Source organism: Endozoicomonas sp. 8E, assembly GCF_032883915.1.
Classification (GTDB): Bacteria; Pseudomonadota; Gammaproteobacteria; order Pseudomonadales; family Endozoicomonadaceae; genus Endozoicomonas_A.
Map to the genome: position 1 here is coordinate 656,104 of NZ_CP120717.1, position 14,596 is coordinate 670,699.

The window sequence follows — 14,596 nt, forward strand, 5'->3', positions numbered from 1 at the left end:
AAAAACCAATAGTGAATATTGGAACTTAATCCCATGGTCAGGAAAGTCGACGAAACGCCTTCGCATCAGAATGCAACGGACACACATCCTCAGCAGGTTCAGCCAAAGTCTGGCAGGTGGAAAGGACGCTTTAAAGTCACTGTTCCAGATGGACTGAAAAGGAAGCTGGGTCATCTCAAGAGCAATCCATTCAAGCGTACTTTTGGACAAAGACGAATCAAAAGAATGACGATGGAGGAGTTCAAATTTCGCTTGAAACGCTTGATACCTTCAAACTGGGCCAGCCGGGCGATTCCACGACTGGATGCTCAGATCAATGGCAAGGTGATATCGGCCCTGTCTTCTCTGAAAGAAGGAAAAACAGAAGCCTTTATGGAAGGTATTTTTTCTGTGCGACAGCTGATGCATCAGAGAGCTTTTTACACGGGGGAGGGCCATGCCCAGGAAGATTTTCTGAACAATATTGAAAAAGAAATTCTTAACCATCCAGAGCAGTATTCAGGTCTTTCATTGGCTGAGTTTGCTGAAGCAGGAAGCTATCTGAATCGTCTTCGTGAAGCTGTGGATCAAGCTTATGACCGTTTTCAAGACGGCCATGTGTTGGCAACCAATCATCTCCTTACCCTGTCCAGTGCTCGAAGTTTTCTGGTAAAACTGGGCCAGTTAACACTTGAAAAAGAAGCTTGTGAGGAATGGCTTCGAAAAAAGCCCGACAATGATCAGGATATTCTGAACACAGTCACCGAGACAGTGAGCCGCTTGCCTCCCGGGAGACTCCAATAAAAGAGCCAGTCTACAGGTTTCTCTGCAAATCCCTCGCAACACAGGCGTCGGATCATGCCGCCCTTTCGGGCAGCGGCATCCGGAGGTACTTCATACTGTTTGCTGAGTAACATGATGCCTTTTTTTTGCTACCTTGCCCCGGCGTTGATCAGGAGTCTCTTGCAGTCGGCATTGCCCATCTCGGTTGCGATGAAGAGAGGAGTGATGCCATCCGACAAGACGGCGTTGAGGTCAGCCCCGGCGTTGATGAGGAGTTCCGCGCAGTCGGTATTGCCCATCTCGGCTGCGATGTGCAGCGCAGCGGCGCCGTTTTCAGCCTGGGCGTTGATATCCACCCCGGCATTGATCAGGAGTTTCACGCAGTCGATGTGATTTTCTTGTGCAGCGATAAACAGTGGGCTGGTGCCATCCTCAGCCTGGGTGTTGATATCCGCCCCGGCATTGATCAGGAGTTTCACGCAGTCGATGCTATTGTTCTGGACAGCGTTGAATAGCGGGGTGGTGCCATCCTTACTCGGGATTTTGATATCCGCCCCGGCGTTGATCAGCAGTTTCACGCAGTCGGTATTGCCCTTCTGGGCTGCGATGAACAACGGGGTCGCGCCATCCTTAGTCCTCCATGTATTGAGATCGGCCCCGGCGTTGATCAGGAGTTCCACGCAGTCGGGCTTATTTTCTTGTGCAGCAATGAACAGTGGGGTGCAGCCATCATTATTCTGCTTGTTAAGGTCCGCCCCTGCTTCGATCAGGAGTTTCACGCAGTCGGTGTTATTTTCTTGTGCAGCAATGAACAACGGGGTGGCACCCTCCTCGATCCAGACGGCGTTGAGATCCGCCCCCTCTTTGATCAGGAATTGCACGCAGTCGGTGTTATTTTCTTGTGCAGCCATGAACAGTGGGCTGGCGCCATCATCTGTCTGGGCGTTGATATCTGCTCCGGCGGTGATCAGGAGTTTCATGCAGTCGATATGATCTTCTAGCGCAGCTGCGAGTAGTGGGGTGGCGTCTTCCTCAGCCCGGGCGTTGATATCCGCCCCGGCGTTGATCAGGAGTTTCAGGCAGTCGATATGATTTTGTAGCGCAGCGATGAACAGTGGGGTGTCACCATTCTCATCCCGGGCGTTGATATCCGCCCCGGCGTTGATCAGGAGTTTCAGGCAGTCGATATGATTTTTCTGCGCAGCGATGTGCAGTGGGGTGGCACCATTCTTGTCCCGAGCGTTGATATCTGCCCCGGCGTTGATCAGGAGCTTCATGCAGTCGATATGATTTTTTTGTATAGCGATGAACAGTGGGGTGGCACCATTCTTGTCCCGAGCGTTGATATCTGCCCCGGCGTTGATCAGGAGCTTCATGCAGTCGATATGATTTTTTTGTATAGCGATGAACAGTGGGGTGTCACCATGCTCATTCTGGGCGTTGATATCCGCCCCGGCGTTAATCAGGAGTTGCACGCAGTCGGTATTGCCTTTCGCAGCAGCGATAGACAGCGGGGTGAAGTCATCCTTAGCCCTGGTGTTGAGGTCTGCTTTTGCCTCGATAAGGGCTTTCAGGCAGTCGGTATTGCCCATCTGGGCAGCCATGAACAGTGGGGTGGAGCCTTGCTCAGTCCCAGCATTGAGAGCTGCCCCGGCATTGATCAGGAGATTCACGCAGTCGGGATTATTTTCCTGGGCAGCGAGGAACAGTGCCGTGGCGCCAAGCTCACTGGCGGCGTTGAGATTCGCTCCGGCGTTGATCAGGCGTTCGACGATAGCCTTGTGCCCCCGGTAAGATGCGATCATCAAGGCATTGAAATCATCATGCGTAATGGCATTGACATTGACGCCTTGTGCCAGTGACCTCTCCACCTGATCCAAATCCCCATCATAACAGGCATTATAAAATGCCTGATTGGGGAAAAACGTATCCGGGTGAGAATCACCGGTGTTCAGATTCACTATGGGCATCGGGTCTTGCCGGCACATCGCGCACTGTCTTGAGCCAACGGGCTGATAAACAAATTGTTTTGCAATACAGTCCAGATGGAAGCGGTGGCCACATTGGGTTCGACATTGGGTTTTGACGCCCACTGGCACTGGATCGTGGCCATGAAAATCAGCCAAACAGACAGGACAGACATTATCCTCCGGCTTTACGTCAGTTACCATGGAGAGAGGGGCGAGCAATACCATCCATAAGTAAAACAATTGTGAAACCAGCAAAATAATATGGGTCAGACACAAGAACAGTAGGATAGTTCATTTATGTGACTATAAAGTTCGCTGTGGCTGAATAATCACCTATTTCAAAAACTCAGAAGATGGGAACACATGAAAGCTGTGTTTACTGGATAGCACAAGACCTTTCATTTGTTTCCTTCACTGCCCCTGTTCCCGACTCTGCCCTGACGTAATCAGGAGTTCCATGCAGTCGGTATTGCCCATCCTGGTTGCGATGGGCAGTGGGGTAGTGCCATCCGGCAGGGCAGCGTTGATCCGCCCTGACCTATCGCACACCGGCCTGTGGCAGTAATTCGCTGTTTTACTGGATTACGTAATACCTTATTCCTGCATTGCCTCTGTTTCCTGCCTGGCCCCGGCGTTGATCAGGAGTCGCGCGCAGTCGGCATTGCCCATCCGGTTTGCGATGACCAGTGGGGTTTCGCCGTCCTTATTCCGAGAGTCGATATCCGCCCCTTTGACGAGCAGGAGTTGCACGGAGTCGGTATTGCCCTTCCCGGCTGAGAAGAACAGTGGTGTTTCACCATTCTCATTTCGTGCGTCGGGATCCGCCCCATTCTCGAGCAGGAGTTTCACAATATCGATGTTATTTTCCTGGGCAGCGAAGTGCAGCGGGGTGATGCCATGTACAGTGCGACTGTTGACATTCGCCCCGGCTTTGATCAGGCGTTTCACGCAGTCGATATTATTTCTCTGGACTGCGATGGCCGTTGGGGTGACGCCATTCTTATTCCGGGCGTCGGGTTCCGCCCCTATGCTGAGCAGGAGTTGCACACAGTCGGTATTGCCCATCAGGGTTGCACAGAACAATGCTGTGGCGCCATTTTCATTCCGGGCCTCGATATCTGGCCCTCTGTCGAGCAGGAGTTGCACGCAGTCAGTATTGCCCATCAGGATTGCCAAGGACAGCGGGGTTTCGCCAGCCTTATTCCGGGTGTCGATATCCGCCCCATTGTCGAGCAGGAGTTTCACACAGTCGACATTATTTTCCATGACTGCGACGGATAGCGGTGTGGCACCATTCTTATCCCGGGCATTGGGATCCGCACCTTTGTCGAGCAGGAGTTGCAAGCAGTCGGTATTACCCTTATCGGCTGCGATGAAAAGCGCAGTGGCTCTATTTATATTCCGGGCGTTGACCTCAGCCCCAGCGTTGAGCAAGCATTCGACGACCTCCTTTTTCCCGGAGAAGGATGCTAGCATCAAGGCAGTGAAATCGTTAGTGCTAACGGCATTGACATTGACTCCTTCTGCCAATGACTTCTCCACCCGATCCAAATTCCCTTCATAGCATGCACTTGAAAACACCTCATCGGGGAAGAATTTAACCGGGTAAGATTCGCCGGTGATCTTATTCACCACAGGCATAGGGTCTTCCTGACACATCTTGCACCGGCGTGAGCCAACAAAATGATTCGAAAGACAGTCCAGATAGAAGCCGTGACCACATTGGGTTCGACATGGGGTTTTGACGTTCATAGTCGCCACATCGCGGCCATGGAAATCAACCAGACTAGGGCAGGTATCAGCCTTCGACGTTACTTCAGTGCTCATGGGGAGAGCGGAAAGGGGAGTAGTATTCATAAGTAAAACCTCCGTGTTATTTAATGAGTTGTATAGATTTGACACAAAAGAAGTAAATTAGTTCATTTATGTGGCTATAAAGTTCGCTGCGGCTAAATAATCACCTATTTCAAAAACTCAGAAGATGAGAACACCTGAGAGCCATGTTCACCGGACAACATAATGTCTTTTTTTTGTTTTTTTCACCGCCTCTGTCCCCTCTCTGCCCCGGCGTTGGTCAGGAGTCTCGCGCAGTCGGCATTGCCCATCTCTGTTGCGATGGCGAGTGGGGTGGTGCCATCCGACAAGGCGGCGTTGATATCTGCCTCGGCCCTGATCAGCAGTTTCAAGCACTCGATATTGCCCTCCCGGGCTGCGATGAACAGCGGGGTCGCGCCATCCTCAGTCCTGCGGGCGTTGAGATCAGCCTCGGTGTTGATCAGGAGTTCCACGCAGTCGGTATTGCCCTTCTGGGCTGCGATGAATAGCGCGGTGGTGCCATCCTCGCCCGGGATGTTGGTATCTGCCCCGGCCTTGATCAGGCGTTTCAGACACTCGGTATTGCCCCTCCGGGCTGCGATGAACAGCGGGGTCGCGCCATCTTCAGTCCTGCGGGCGTTGAGATCGGCCTCGGCGTTGATCAGGAGTTCCGCGCAATCGATGCTATTGTTCTGGGCAGCGAGGTACAGCGGGGTGATGCCATCTTCAGTTCGGGTGTTGATATCTGCCCCGGCCTTGATCAGGAGTTTCAGGCAGTCGGCGTTATTTTCCTGGGCAGCCAAGAGCAGCGGGGTGACGCCGTACTTAGGCCCGGCATTGAGATCTGCCTTGGCTTTGATCAGGGCTTTCACGCAGTCGGTCTTGCCTTTCGCAGCAGCGATGAGCAGCGGGGTGTTGCCATCCTCATCCTTGACGTTGAGGTTTGCTTTGGCTTCGATAAGAGCTTTCAGGCAGTCGGTATTGCCCATCTCGGCAGCGATGGACAGGGGGGTCGCACCATTCTTGGCCCCAGCATTGAGATCTGCCCCTTTATTGATCAGGAGCTTCACGCAGTCGGTGTTATTTTCCTCGACAGCGAAGAGCAGTGGGGTGCCGTCATCCTCATTCCGAGCGGTGTTGACGTCCGCTCCGGCGTTGATCAGACGTTCGACGACATCCGTGTACCCCCTGATGGATGCCAACATCAAGGCAGTCAAACCATACGTCATAACGGCATTGACATTGACGCCTTCTGCCAGCGACCTCTCCACCTGATCCAAATCCCCGTAATCACAGGCATCATAAAATGCCTGATTGGGGAAAGATGTATCCGGGTGAGATTCACCGGTGTTCAGATTCACTACAGGCATCGGGTCTTGTCGGCACATCGCACACTGTCGTGAGCCGACGGGCTGATAAACAAATTGTTCTGAAACACAGTCCAGATGGAAGCGGTGGCCACATTGGGTTCGACATTGGGTTTTGACGTCCACTGGCACCACGTCATGGCCATGGAATTCAACCAAACAAATAGGGCAGACATCGGCCTCTGACTTTACGTCAGTTCCAATGGGGAGAGGGGGGCGAGCAATGCTATCCATGAGAGTAGACCATCCTTGATAACCAATAAATAGTGAGAATTAGACATTAGAAAAGTACGATAGTTCATTAATGTGGCCATAAAGTCCGCTGTGGCTGAATAAGGACCTATTTCAAAACATCAGATGCAAATCCGCCGCAATACCGGCATCGGGTCATGTCGACCTGTCGCACACCGGCCTCATTCACCTTCCCTGCATTGCCTCTGTTTCCTGCCTGGCCCCGGCGTTGATCAGGAGTCTCGCGCAGTCGGTATTACCCATCTCTGTTGCGATGGCGAATGGGGTGGTGCCATCCGACAAGGCGGCGTTGATATCTGCCTCGGCCCTGATCAGGCGTTTCAGACACTCGATATTGCCCTCCTGGGCTGCGATGAACAGCGGGGTCGCGCCATCTTCAGTCCTGCGGGCGTTGAGATCGGCCCCGGCTTTGATCAGGAGTTCCACGCAGTCGGTATGGCCCTTCTGGGCTGCGATGAATAGCGGGGTGGTGCCATTCTCACCCGGGATGTTGGTATCTGCCCCGGCCTTGATCAGGCGTTTCACGCACTCGGTATTGCCCATCTCGGCTGCGATGTGCAGGGCAGTGGTGCCGTATTGAGTCCGGGCGTTGAGATCCGCCCCGGCGTTGAGCAGGAGTGTCAGGCAGTCCGTGTTATTGTCTTGTGCAGCAATGTGCAGTGGAGTGCCGCCATCATTATTTTGCTTGTTAAGGTCCGCCTCTGCTTCGATCAGGAGTTTTAAAATATCGGTGTTATTTTCTTGTGCAGCAATGAACAATGGGGTGGCACCACCCTCGATCCAGACGGCATTGAGATCCACCCCCTCTTTGATCAGGAGTTTCACGCAGTCGGTGTTATTTTCCTGTGCAGCCATGAACAGTGGGCTGGCGCCATCCTCAGTCCGGGTGTTGATATCCGCCCCGGCGTTGATCAGGAGTTTCAGGCAGTCGATATGATTTTCTTGCGCAGCGATGTACACAGGGGTGGCACCATTCTTATTGCGGGCGTTAAGATCCGCCCGGGCTTTGATCAGGAGTTTCAGGCAATCGGTGTGATTTTCACGAGCAGCGATGTACAGTGGGGTGTCGCCATTCTCAGTCCGTGGGTTGAGATCCGCCCCGGCGCTGATCAGGAGTTTCACGCAGTCGATGCTATTACACAGGACAGCGATATACAGCGGGGTCACGCCATCTTTAGTTCGGGCATAGAGATCTGCCCCGTCCCTGAACAGGGCTTCCATGCAGTCGGTGTTATTTGTCTGGGCAGCGAAGTGCAGCGGTGTGATGCCATTTTCAGGCCCGGCATTGAGATCTGCCCTGGCTTCGATCAGGGCTATCACGCATTCAGTATTGCCTCTCGCAGCAGCCATGATTAGTGGGGTGTTCCCATCCTTATTCTTGGTGTTGAGGTTCGCCTTGGCTTCGATAAGGGCTTTCAGGCAGTCGGTATTGCCCAACTCGGCAGCGATGGACAGAGGGGTGGCGCCATCCTCATTCCGAGCGGTGTTGACGTCCGCTCCGGCGTTGATCAGACGTTCGACGACATCCGTGTGCCCCCTGATGGATGCCAACATCAAGGCAGTCAAACCATACGTCATAACGGCATTGACATTGACGCCTTCTGCCAGCGACCTCTCCACCTGATCCAAATCCCCGTAATCACAGGCATCATAAAATGCCTGATTGGGGAAAGATGTATCCGGGTGAGATTCACCGGTGTTCAGATTCACTACAGGCATCGGGTCTTGCCGGCACATCGCGCAGTGTCGTGAGCCGACGGGCTGATGAACAAATTGTTCTGAAATACAGTCCAGATGGAAGCGGTGGCCACAGTGGGTTCGACATTGGGTTTTGACGTCCACTGGTGCCAGATCGCGGCCATGGAAATCAGCCAAACAAATAGGGCAGACATCGGCTTCCGATTTTACGTCAGCTCCAATGGGGAGAGGGCGGCGAGTAATACCATCCATAAGTAAAACAACTTTGAAACCAGCTAAATAGTTTGGATTAGACATAAGAACAGCAGGATAGTTCGTTTATGTGGCTATAAAGTTCGCTATGGCTGAATAATCACCTATTTCAAAACATCAAATGCAAATCCGCTGCAATAACGGCATCGGGTCATGCCGACCTGTCGCATACCGGCCTCATTCACCTTCCCTGCATTGCCTCTGTTTCCTGCCTTGCCCCGGCGTTCATCAGGAGTCTCGCACAGTTGGCATTGCCCATCTCGGTTGCGATGGCGAGTGGGGTGGTGCCATCCGACAAGGCGGCATTGAGATCGGCCCCGGCGTTGATCAGGAGTTTCACGCAGTCGGTATTGTCCTTCTGGGCAGCAATAAATAGCGGGGTTCTGCCATTCTCACTCGGAATGTTGATATCCGCTCCGGCCCTGATCAGGAGTTTCACACACTCGGTATTGCCCATCTCGGCTGCGATGTGCAGTGCAGTGGTGCGGTATTTAGTCTGGTGGTTGAGGTCCGCCCCGGCGTTGATCAGGAGTTTCAGGCAGTCGATGTTATTTTCTTGTGCAGCAATGAACAACGGGGTGGCACCATTCTCAATCCAGACGGCGTTGAGATCCGCCCCTTCGTTGATCAGGAGTTTCAAGCAGTCGATGTGATTTTCTTGTGCAGCCATGAATAGTGGGCTGGCGCCATCCTCAGTCTGGGCGTCGATATCCGCCCCGGCGTTGATCAGGAGTTTCATGCAGTCGATATGATTTTCTTGCGCAGCGATGTACAGTGGGGCGGCACCATTCTTTTTCCGGGCGTTGATATCTGCCCCGGCGTTGATCAGGAGTTTCAGGCAGCCGGTGTGATTTTTTCGTGCAGCGATGTGCAGTGGGGTGGAGCCACTCTCACTCCGGGGGTTGAGATCCGCCCCGGCGTTGATCAAGAGTTTCACACAGTCGATGCTATTGTTCAGGGCAGCGACGTACAGCGGGGTGATGCCATCTTCAGTTCGGGTGTTGATATCCGCCCCAGCCTTGATCAGGGCTTTCATGCAGTCGGCGTTATTTTCCTGGGCAGCCAAGAGCAGCGGGGTGACGCCATACTTAGGCCCGGCATTGAGATCTGCCTTGGCTTCGATCAGGGCTTTCACGCAGTCGGTCTTGCCTTTCGCTGCCGCGATGAGCAGCGGGGTGTTGCCATCCTTATCCTTGACGTTGAGGTTCGCCTTCGCTTCGATCAGAGCTCTCACGCAGTCGGTATTGCCCAACTGGGCGGCCATAGACAGTGGGGTGGAGCCATCCTCAGTCCCAGCATTGAGATCTGCCCCGGCATTGATCAGGAGTTTCACGCAGTCGGTGTTATTTTCCTGGGCAGCAACGAACAGTGCCGCGGCACCAGCCTCAGCGGCGGCGTTGAGATTTGCTCCGGCGTTAATCAGGCGTTCGACGATAGCCTTGTGCCCCCGGTAAGATGCGATCATCAAGGCAGTCTGACCATTATGTATAACGGCATTGACATTGACGCCTCCTGCCAGTGACCTTTCCACCTGAACCAAATCTCCGTCATAACAGGCATAATAAAATGCCTGATCGGGGAAAAAGGTATCCGGGTGAGATTCACCGGTGTTCAGATTCAATATGGGCATCGGGTCCTGTCGGCACATGGCACACCGACGTGAGCCGATGGGCTGACCAACAAAACACCTTGAAATACAGTCCAGATCGAAGCGGTGACCACAACATTGGGTTTTGACGACCACAGGGGCCAGACTTCGGCCATGAAAGTAAGTCAAACAAATAGGACAGTGATCGGCCTTCAGTGTCCATGGGGAGAGGATAGAGAGCAATGCGATCCGTAAGAAGAACATCTGCGTTGGTCAAGCAATTGGCAAGGACTTGATACAAAAAAATTATGGTAGTTCATTTATGTGCGTATCAAAGTTTGCTGTGGCTAAATAATCACGCATTTTAAAACACAGAAGCCGGTAATATCTGAAAGCCGTGTTTACTGGATAATACAACGCCTTTCTTTTGCTCCCTTCCTTGCCTATCTTCCCTGCCTTGGCCCGGCGTTGATCAACCGTTCGACGATAGCCTTGTGCCCCCGGAAGGATGCGGTCATCAAGGCAGTGTAACCATCATGTCTGAAGGCATTGACATTGACGCCTTCTGCCAGTGACCTCTCCACCTGATCCAAATCCCCGTCATAACAGGCAGCATAAAATGTCTGATTGGGGAAAAAGGTATCCGGGTGAGATTCACCGGTGTTCAGATTCACTGCAGGCATCGGGTCTTGCCGGCAAATCGCACACTGTCTTGAGCCAACGGGCTGAAAAACAAATTGTCTTGAAATACAATCCAGATGGAAGCGGTGTCCACATTGGGTTCGACATTGGGTTTTGACATCCACTGGAGCCACATCCTGGCTATGAAAATCAGCCAAACAAATTGGACAGACATTGACCTCCGGCTTTACGTCAGTTCCCATGGAGAGGAGGGCGAGCAATACCATCCATAAGTAGAACATCTGTGAAACCAGCTAAATAGTACGGACTAGTACATCACTCCGATTTGATCGTCGGGTAAAGCTTCTTGAGTTTTACCCGAGCATCCTCGGTCGTAAATCGCCATTCCATTTTGCTTTCTACACCATTACGCTGGGACTCCCACGCTTCAATCTCTGATTTCAGTGCGGCCTGATCGGGTATGCGTCTACTTAAACACTGACGACTGAGAATACTCAATTCAATCTCTGCCATGTTGAGCCAGCTTCCATGCTTGGGTGTATAGATGATTTCCAACTTACTGGCCAACCGATGAGCCTCTCCTGGTTCAAAGGCTTTATAAAGAGATGCAGGTGTATGTGTGTTCAGGTTATCCATGACAAGACGGATGACATCAGCTTTTGGGAAGTGAACATCAACCAGCTGTTTGATCTGGTGAGCCCAGTCGCAGGCAGTTCGGCTATCAGTCACCTCGATATGTCGCCAACCTTCCAGTGGCGCAAAAAACATGAAGAGAGAACTCACACCATTGCGCTCATACTCATTGTCATATTTTAGGGGTTGGCCAGGCTTCATAGGGAGTGGAGTCCTGACCTCCAAAGTATGCTGCTTACTGCTCTCATCCATACAGATCAGTGGTCGATTCGGATCATGTGGTTGTTGATAAACATCCAAAACACGTTCCATAGCGCAAACAAATTCTGCGTTTGCTTTTTTTGGAATACACCACTCCTTTTTCTGCCAAGGCTTCAACTCGTTTTTTTTAACTCTCGGCCAATGGTTTGATGCGAGATGGAATTGACATGCTCCAACTCAACCATACGGTCAGCGAGAAGCTGTAGCGTCCAGCGGCTATGACCTTCTGGTGGTGTTGAGCAAGCCAGAGCTGTCAATGCCGCCTGCTGCTCCCCCTGGAGTTTTCTTGGGCGGGCAATGCCATTGAACTTGCTATTAACAGCAATATCCAGCCCTTCAAGTACACAGCGTTTGCGTGTTCTCTGAACCGTTTTCGTTGAAACACCACAGGTTTGGCTGGTCTGGAGCTCCGTCAGTTTTGGCCCGTTTTCATCGAGACACAGGAGGATCTGGGCATGAATACGTTTATGCTTGGCCACCTTGGTCTGGTGAATGAGGTCTTTTAATTGCTGCTGTTCGTCTATGGACAGGCGGATACGGTATTGAGCTGGCATAGGTCACCCTGATCTGAATCAGGGAGAAGAATGCCAGAATGGAAAATTCCGGCATTGCTGCAGGACAAAGAAACTGGAGTTATGTACTAGGAGCCTGACCGAGAATAGACTGCCCTACACGGCAACTGCTCCTGCGTTGCTCTAGCTCCTGCATCCATGCAGTCGTGCGGCGGCAGCAAATTGGTCTGAAAATCCGCTTTTGTTCGTCAAATAGCTCGCTATTCTCCTCACAAAACCGAATTTTCATCCTCAATTTTCTGCCGTCCTCGCTACGGGCGCTATTCTCGGTCAGGCTCCTAGACATAAAAACAGCAGGATAGTTCATTTATGTGACTATAAAGTTCGCTGCGGCTAAATAATCACCTATTTCAAAAACTCAGACGATGGGAACACCTGAGAGCCTTGTTCACCGGGAAGAGAGAAGCCCATTACTTTCAGAGGGTGTCGCAAAACTCCAACAACTCTTTCCCTCGCTCTGAGGGTGTCGCAAAACTCCAACAACTCGTTCCCATGCTCTGAGGTCGTCATTCCCGCGAAGGCGGGAATCCAGCGCCAACGGTGGATCTCTGCCTTCTCGGGAATGACAAGGCCAGGGGGGCACCGGGCAGTAGGGTTCTGGTGGTGAGTCAGTGTGGATTCCCGCCTTCGCGGGAATGACGAGAATGAAGCCGGGAATGACGGGAGTCAACTCGTTCCCACGCTGGAGAGAGTTTTGCGACAGCCTCAGAGCGTGGGAACGAGTTGTTGGGCTTTTGCGACAGCCTCCTTACGGCGGGGAAGATGTCAATTTTCCTGCATTGCCTCTGTTTCCTGCCCTGCCCCGTAAGAGATCAGGAAATTCTCGCATGAGGTATTGCCCAGCTTGGTTGCGATGGACAGTGGGGTGTTACCATCGGGCAAGGTAGCGTCGGGATCCGCGCCCCTGTCGATCAGGAGTTTCACCATATCGGTGTTATTTTCTCTGGCAGCGAAGTGCAGCGGGGTTGCGCCATATTTATTCCGGGCGCGGGGATCCGCCCCTTCGTCGAGCAGGAATTGCACGAAGTCGGCATTGCCCTTATCGACTGCGTTGAACAGCGGGGTGCCGCCATCCTGATCCCGGGCGTTGAGATCCGCCCCTTTTTCGAGCAGGAGTTTCACAATATCGGTGTTATTTTTTTGGGCAGCCCAGTGCAGCGGGGTGGTGCCACACATAGCGGGAGTGTTGACATTGGCCCCGGCTTTGATCAGGCGTTTCACGCAGTCGATATTATTTTTCAGGACTGCGATGGCCAGTGGGGTGGTGCCATCGGGCAGGTCAGTGTCGAGATCTGCCCCATTGTTGAGCAAGAGTTCCAGAATGTCGGTTTTGTTGTCCTGGGCAGCGGAGAACAGCAGGCTTCTGCCATGCGCGGTAGGTTTATTGACATTTGCCCCGGCGTTGATCAGGCGTTTCACGCAGTTGATATTATTTTCCCGGACTGCGATGGCCAGTGGGGTGTCGCGATTGTTATTCCGGGCGTCGAGATCTGCCCCTCTCTCGAGCAGGAGTTTTATGCAGTCGGTTTTGCCCCTCAGGGTTGCACCGAACAGTGGGGTGGCACCATTGTTATTCCGGGCTTCGGGATCTGCCCCTCTCTCGAGCAGCAGTTGCACGCAGTCGGTATTGCCCCGCAGGGTTGCACAGAACAGCGGGGTTTTGCCATCCTTATCCCGGGCGTCGATATCCGCCCCATTGTCGAGCAGGAGTTGTAGGCAGTTGGTATTGCCCTCCAGGGCTGCGCGGAACAGCGGGGTTTCGCCATCCTTATTCCGGGCGTCGAGCTCCGCCCCTTTCTCGAGCAGGAGTTTCACAATATCGGTGTTATTTTCATGGGCAGCGAAGTGCAGCGGGGTGTAGTCAATCTTATTCCGGGCGTCGAGCTCCGCCCCTTCCTCGAGCAGGAGTTTCACCATATCGGTGTTATTTTCTCTGGCAGCGAAGTGCAGCGGGGTGTCGCCAAACACAGTGTGCATGTTGACATTCGCCCCGGCTTTGATCAGGCGTTTCACGCAGTCGATATTGCCCATCAGGGTTGCAGAGTGCAGCGGTGTTTTGCCACTCTCATTCCGGGCGTCGATATCCGCCCCTTTCTCGAGCAGGAGTTTCACAATATCGGTTTTATTTTCATCGGCAGCGGCGTGCAGCGGAGTGGACCTACTAGAGGCTTGGACAGCGTTAACATCTGCCCCGTGTTTAATCAGGTGTTCGGCGATGTCTGTGTACCCCTTAAAGGATGCAATTATCAAGGCAGTGTAATTATTCTTCATAGCGGCATTGACATTGACTCCTTCTGCAAGTGACTTTTTCACCTGATCCAAATCTCCATTCCAACAGGCAACTGAAAACACCTGGTCGGGGAAAAACTTGTCCAGGTGAGATTCACCGGTTTTCATATCCAACACAGGGAACGGGTTCTTACCGCAATGCCAGCAGCTGCGTGAGCCTATGGGCTTATAAAGAAATAGCCATGTAAGACAGGCCAGATGAAAGTGGTGGCCACAGCTGGTTTGACATTCCTGTTTGAGGTCCACAGCCGCCACATCGCGGCCGTGGAACTTAACGAGGCAGACAGAACAGATATTGGCCTTCGACGTTGCGTCATTGCTCAAGGGAAGACGGTGGGGATTAATGGCGTCCATAACTAGAATCTCCATGTTATTCAATAAGTTATATAAGTTAGACACAAAAAAAGTACGATAGTTCATTTTTATGGCTACAAAGTTTTTTTAGCCAAGTAATCACGCATTTCAGAACTCAGGGGAGGGAAACACCTGAAAGTT

At 52.5% G+C, this 14,596-nt stretch carries 12 protein-coding genes and 1 pseudogene; 2 read left to right on the forward strand and 11 right to left on the reverse strand.

The genetic code is table 11. The features are described from left to right. The first annotated feature begins 33 nt into the window (after positions 1–33). The gene (locus tag P6910_RS02685; RefSeq protein WP_317144747.1) at positions 34–783 is read left to right on the forward strand and encodes a hypothetical protein; all 750 of its coding nucleotides are present in this window, start codon (positions 34–36) and stop codon (positions 781–783) included. Positions 784–911: 128 nt separating this feature from the next. Here P6910_RS02685 and P6910_RS02690 read toward each other — a convergent pair whose 3' ends face one another. Beyond that, the gene (locus P6910_RS02690) at positions 912–2,732 is read right to left on the reverse strand and encodes an ankyrin repeat domain-containing protein (RefSeq protein ID WP_317144748.1); all 1,821 of its coding nucleotides are present in this window, start codon (positions 2,730–2,732) and stop codon (positions 912–914) included. Positions 2,733–2,786: 54 nt separating this feature from the next. Here P6910_RS02690 and P6910_RS02695 point away from each other — a divergent pair, with 54 nt between their 5' ends. Beyond that, positions 2,787–2,963, forward strand: a complete 177-nt coding sequence (locus tag P6910_RS02695; protein WP_317144749.1) for a hypothetical protein — start codon at positions 2,787–2,789, stop codon at positions 2,961–2,963. A 180-nt stretch (positions 2,964–3,143) separates the two neighbouring features. Here the strand turns inward: P6910_RS02695 and P6910_RS02700 are convergent, their stop codons facing one another. The 10 genes and pseudogenes from P6910_RS02700 to P6910_RS02740 form a co-directional block, all read right to left on the reverse strand. Then, positions 3,144–3,281 carry a hypothetical protein gene (locus P6910_RS02700; RefSeq protein ID WP_317144750.1) on the reverse strand — a complete coding sequence of 46 codons (138 nt, stop codon included), beginning with the start codon at positions 3,279–3,281 and terminating at the stop codon, positions 3,144–3,146. Positions 3,282–3,326: 45 nt separating this feature from the next. Continuing rightward, entirely contained in the window at positions 3,327–4,589 is a 1,263-nt protein-coding gene (locus P6910_RS02705) for an ankyrin repeat domain-containing protein (protein WP_317144751.1), read from the reverse strand. A gap of 182 nt (positions 4,590–4,771) precedes the next feature. Then, positions 4,772–6,148: an ankyrin repeat domain-containing protein gene (locus P6910_RS02710; protein WP_317144752.1), complete on the reverse strand. Its 1,377-nt coding sequence runs from the start codon at positions 6,146–6,148 to the stop codon at positions 4,772–4,774. A 183-nt stretch (positions 6,149–6,331) separates the two neighbouring features. Continuing rightward, positions 6,332–8,116: an ankyrin repeat domain-containing protein gene (locus P6910_RS02715; protein ID WP_317144753.1), complete on the reverse strand. Its 1,785-nt coding sequence runs from the start codon at positions 8,114–8,116 to the stop codon at positions 6,332–6,334. A 181-nt stretch (positions 8,117–8,297) separates the two neighbouring features. Beyond that, positions 8,298–9,746: an ankyrin repeat domain-containing protein gene (locus P6910_RS02720; protein WP_317144754.1), complete on the reverse strand. Its 1,449-nt coding sequence runs from the start codon at positions 9,744–9,746 to the stop codon at positions 8,298–8,300. A 401-nt stretch (positions 9,747–10,147) separates the two neighbouring features. Next, positions 10,148–10,387, reverse strand: coding sequence for an ankyrin repeat domain-containing protein (locus P6910_RS02725; RefSeq protein ID WP_317144755.1), 240 nt, complete (start codon positions 10,385–10,387; stop codon positions 10,148–10,150). A gap of 21 nt (positions 10,388–10,408) precedes the next feature. Next, positions 10,409–10,627, reverse strand: a pseudogene (locus P6910_RS26665) (hypothetical protein); the annotation flags it as partial. Between the two features lie 34 nt (positions 10,628–10,661). Continuing rightward, positions 10,662–11,794 (reverse strand): IS630 family transposase gene (locus tag P6910_RS02730; RefSeq protein ID WP_317141894.1). Its coding sequence is split into 2 segments (ribosomal slippage): positions 10,662–11,374 and positions 11,374–11,794, totalling 1,134 coding nucleotides; the frame shifts between segments, so codons are not numbered across the junction. 406 nt (positions 11,795–12,200) lie between these two features. Continuing rightward, positions 12,201–12,482 (reverse strand): hypothetical protein, encoded by a 282-nt coding sequence (locus P6910_RS02735; protein WP_317144756.1) that lies wholly within the window; start codon positions 12,480–12,482, stop codon positions 12,201–12,203. 95 nt (positions 12,483–12,577) lie between these two features. After that, positions 12,578–14,455: an ankyrin repeat domain-containing protein gene (locus tag P6910_RS02740; protein WP_317144757.1), complete on the reverse strand. Its 1,878-nt coding sequence runs from the start codon at positions 14,453–14,455 to the stop codon at positions 12,578–12,580. Positions 14,456–14,596 lie beyond the last annotated feature (141 nt).

Excerpts from the sequence above, each read along its gene's own strand:
- P6910_RS02685 (WP_317144747.1), top strand. The coding sequence starts at position 34 with ATGGTCAGGAAAGTCGACGAAACGCCTTCGCATCAGAATGCAACGGAC.
- P6910_RS02690 (WP_317144748.1), bottom strand. The coding sequence starts at position 2,732 with ATGCCCATAGTGAATCTGAACACCGGTGATTCTCACCCGGATACGTTT.
- P6910_RS02705 (WP_317144751.1), bottom strand. The coding sequence starts at position 4,589 with ATGAATACTACTCCCCTTTCCGCTCTCCCCATGAGCACTGAAGTAACG.
- P6910_RS02710 (WP_317144752.1), bottom strand. The coding sequence starts at position 6,148 with ATGGATAGCATTGCTCGCCCCCCTCTCCCCATTGGAACTGACGTAAAG.
- P6910_RS02715 (WP_317144753.1), bottom strand. The coding sequence starts at position 8,116 with ATGGATGGTATTACTCGCCGCCCTCTCCCCATTGGAGCTGACGTAAAA.
- P6910_RS02720 (WP_317144754.1), bottom strand. The coding sequence starts at position 9,746 with ATGCCCATATTGAATCTGAACACCGGTGAATCTCACCCGGATACCTTT.
- P6910_RS02725 (WP_317144755.1), bottom strand. The coding sequence starts at position 10,387 with ATGCCTGCAGTGAATCTGAACACCGGTGAATCTCACCCGGATACCTTT.
- P6910_RS02740 (WP_317144757.1), bottom strand. The coding sequence starts at position 14,455 with ATGGACGCCATTAATCCCCACCGTCTTCCCTTGAGCAATGACGCAACG.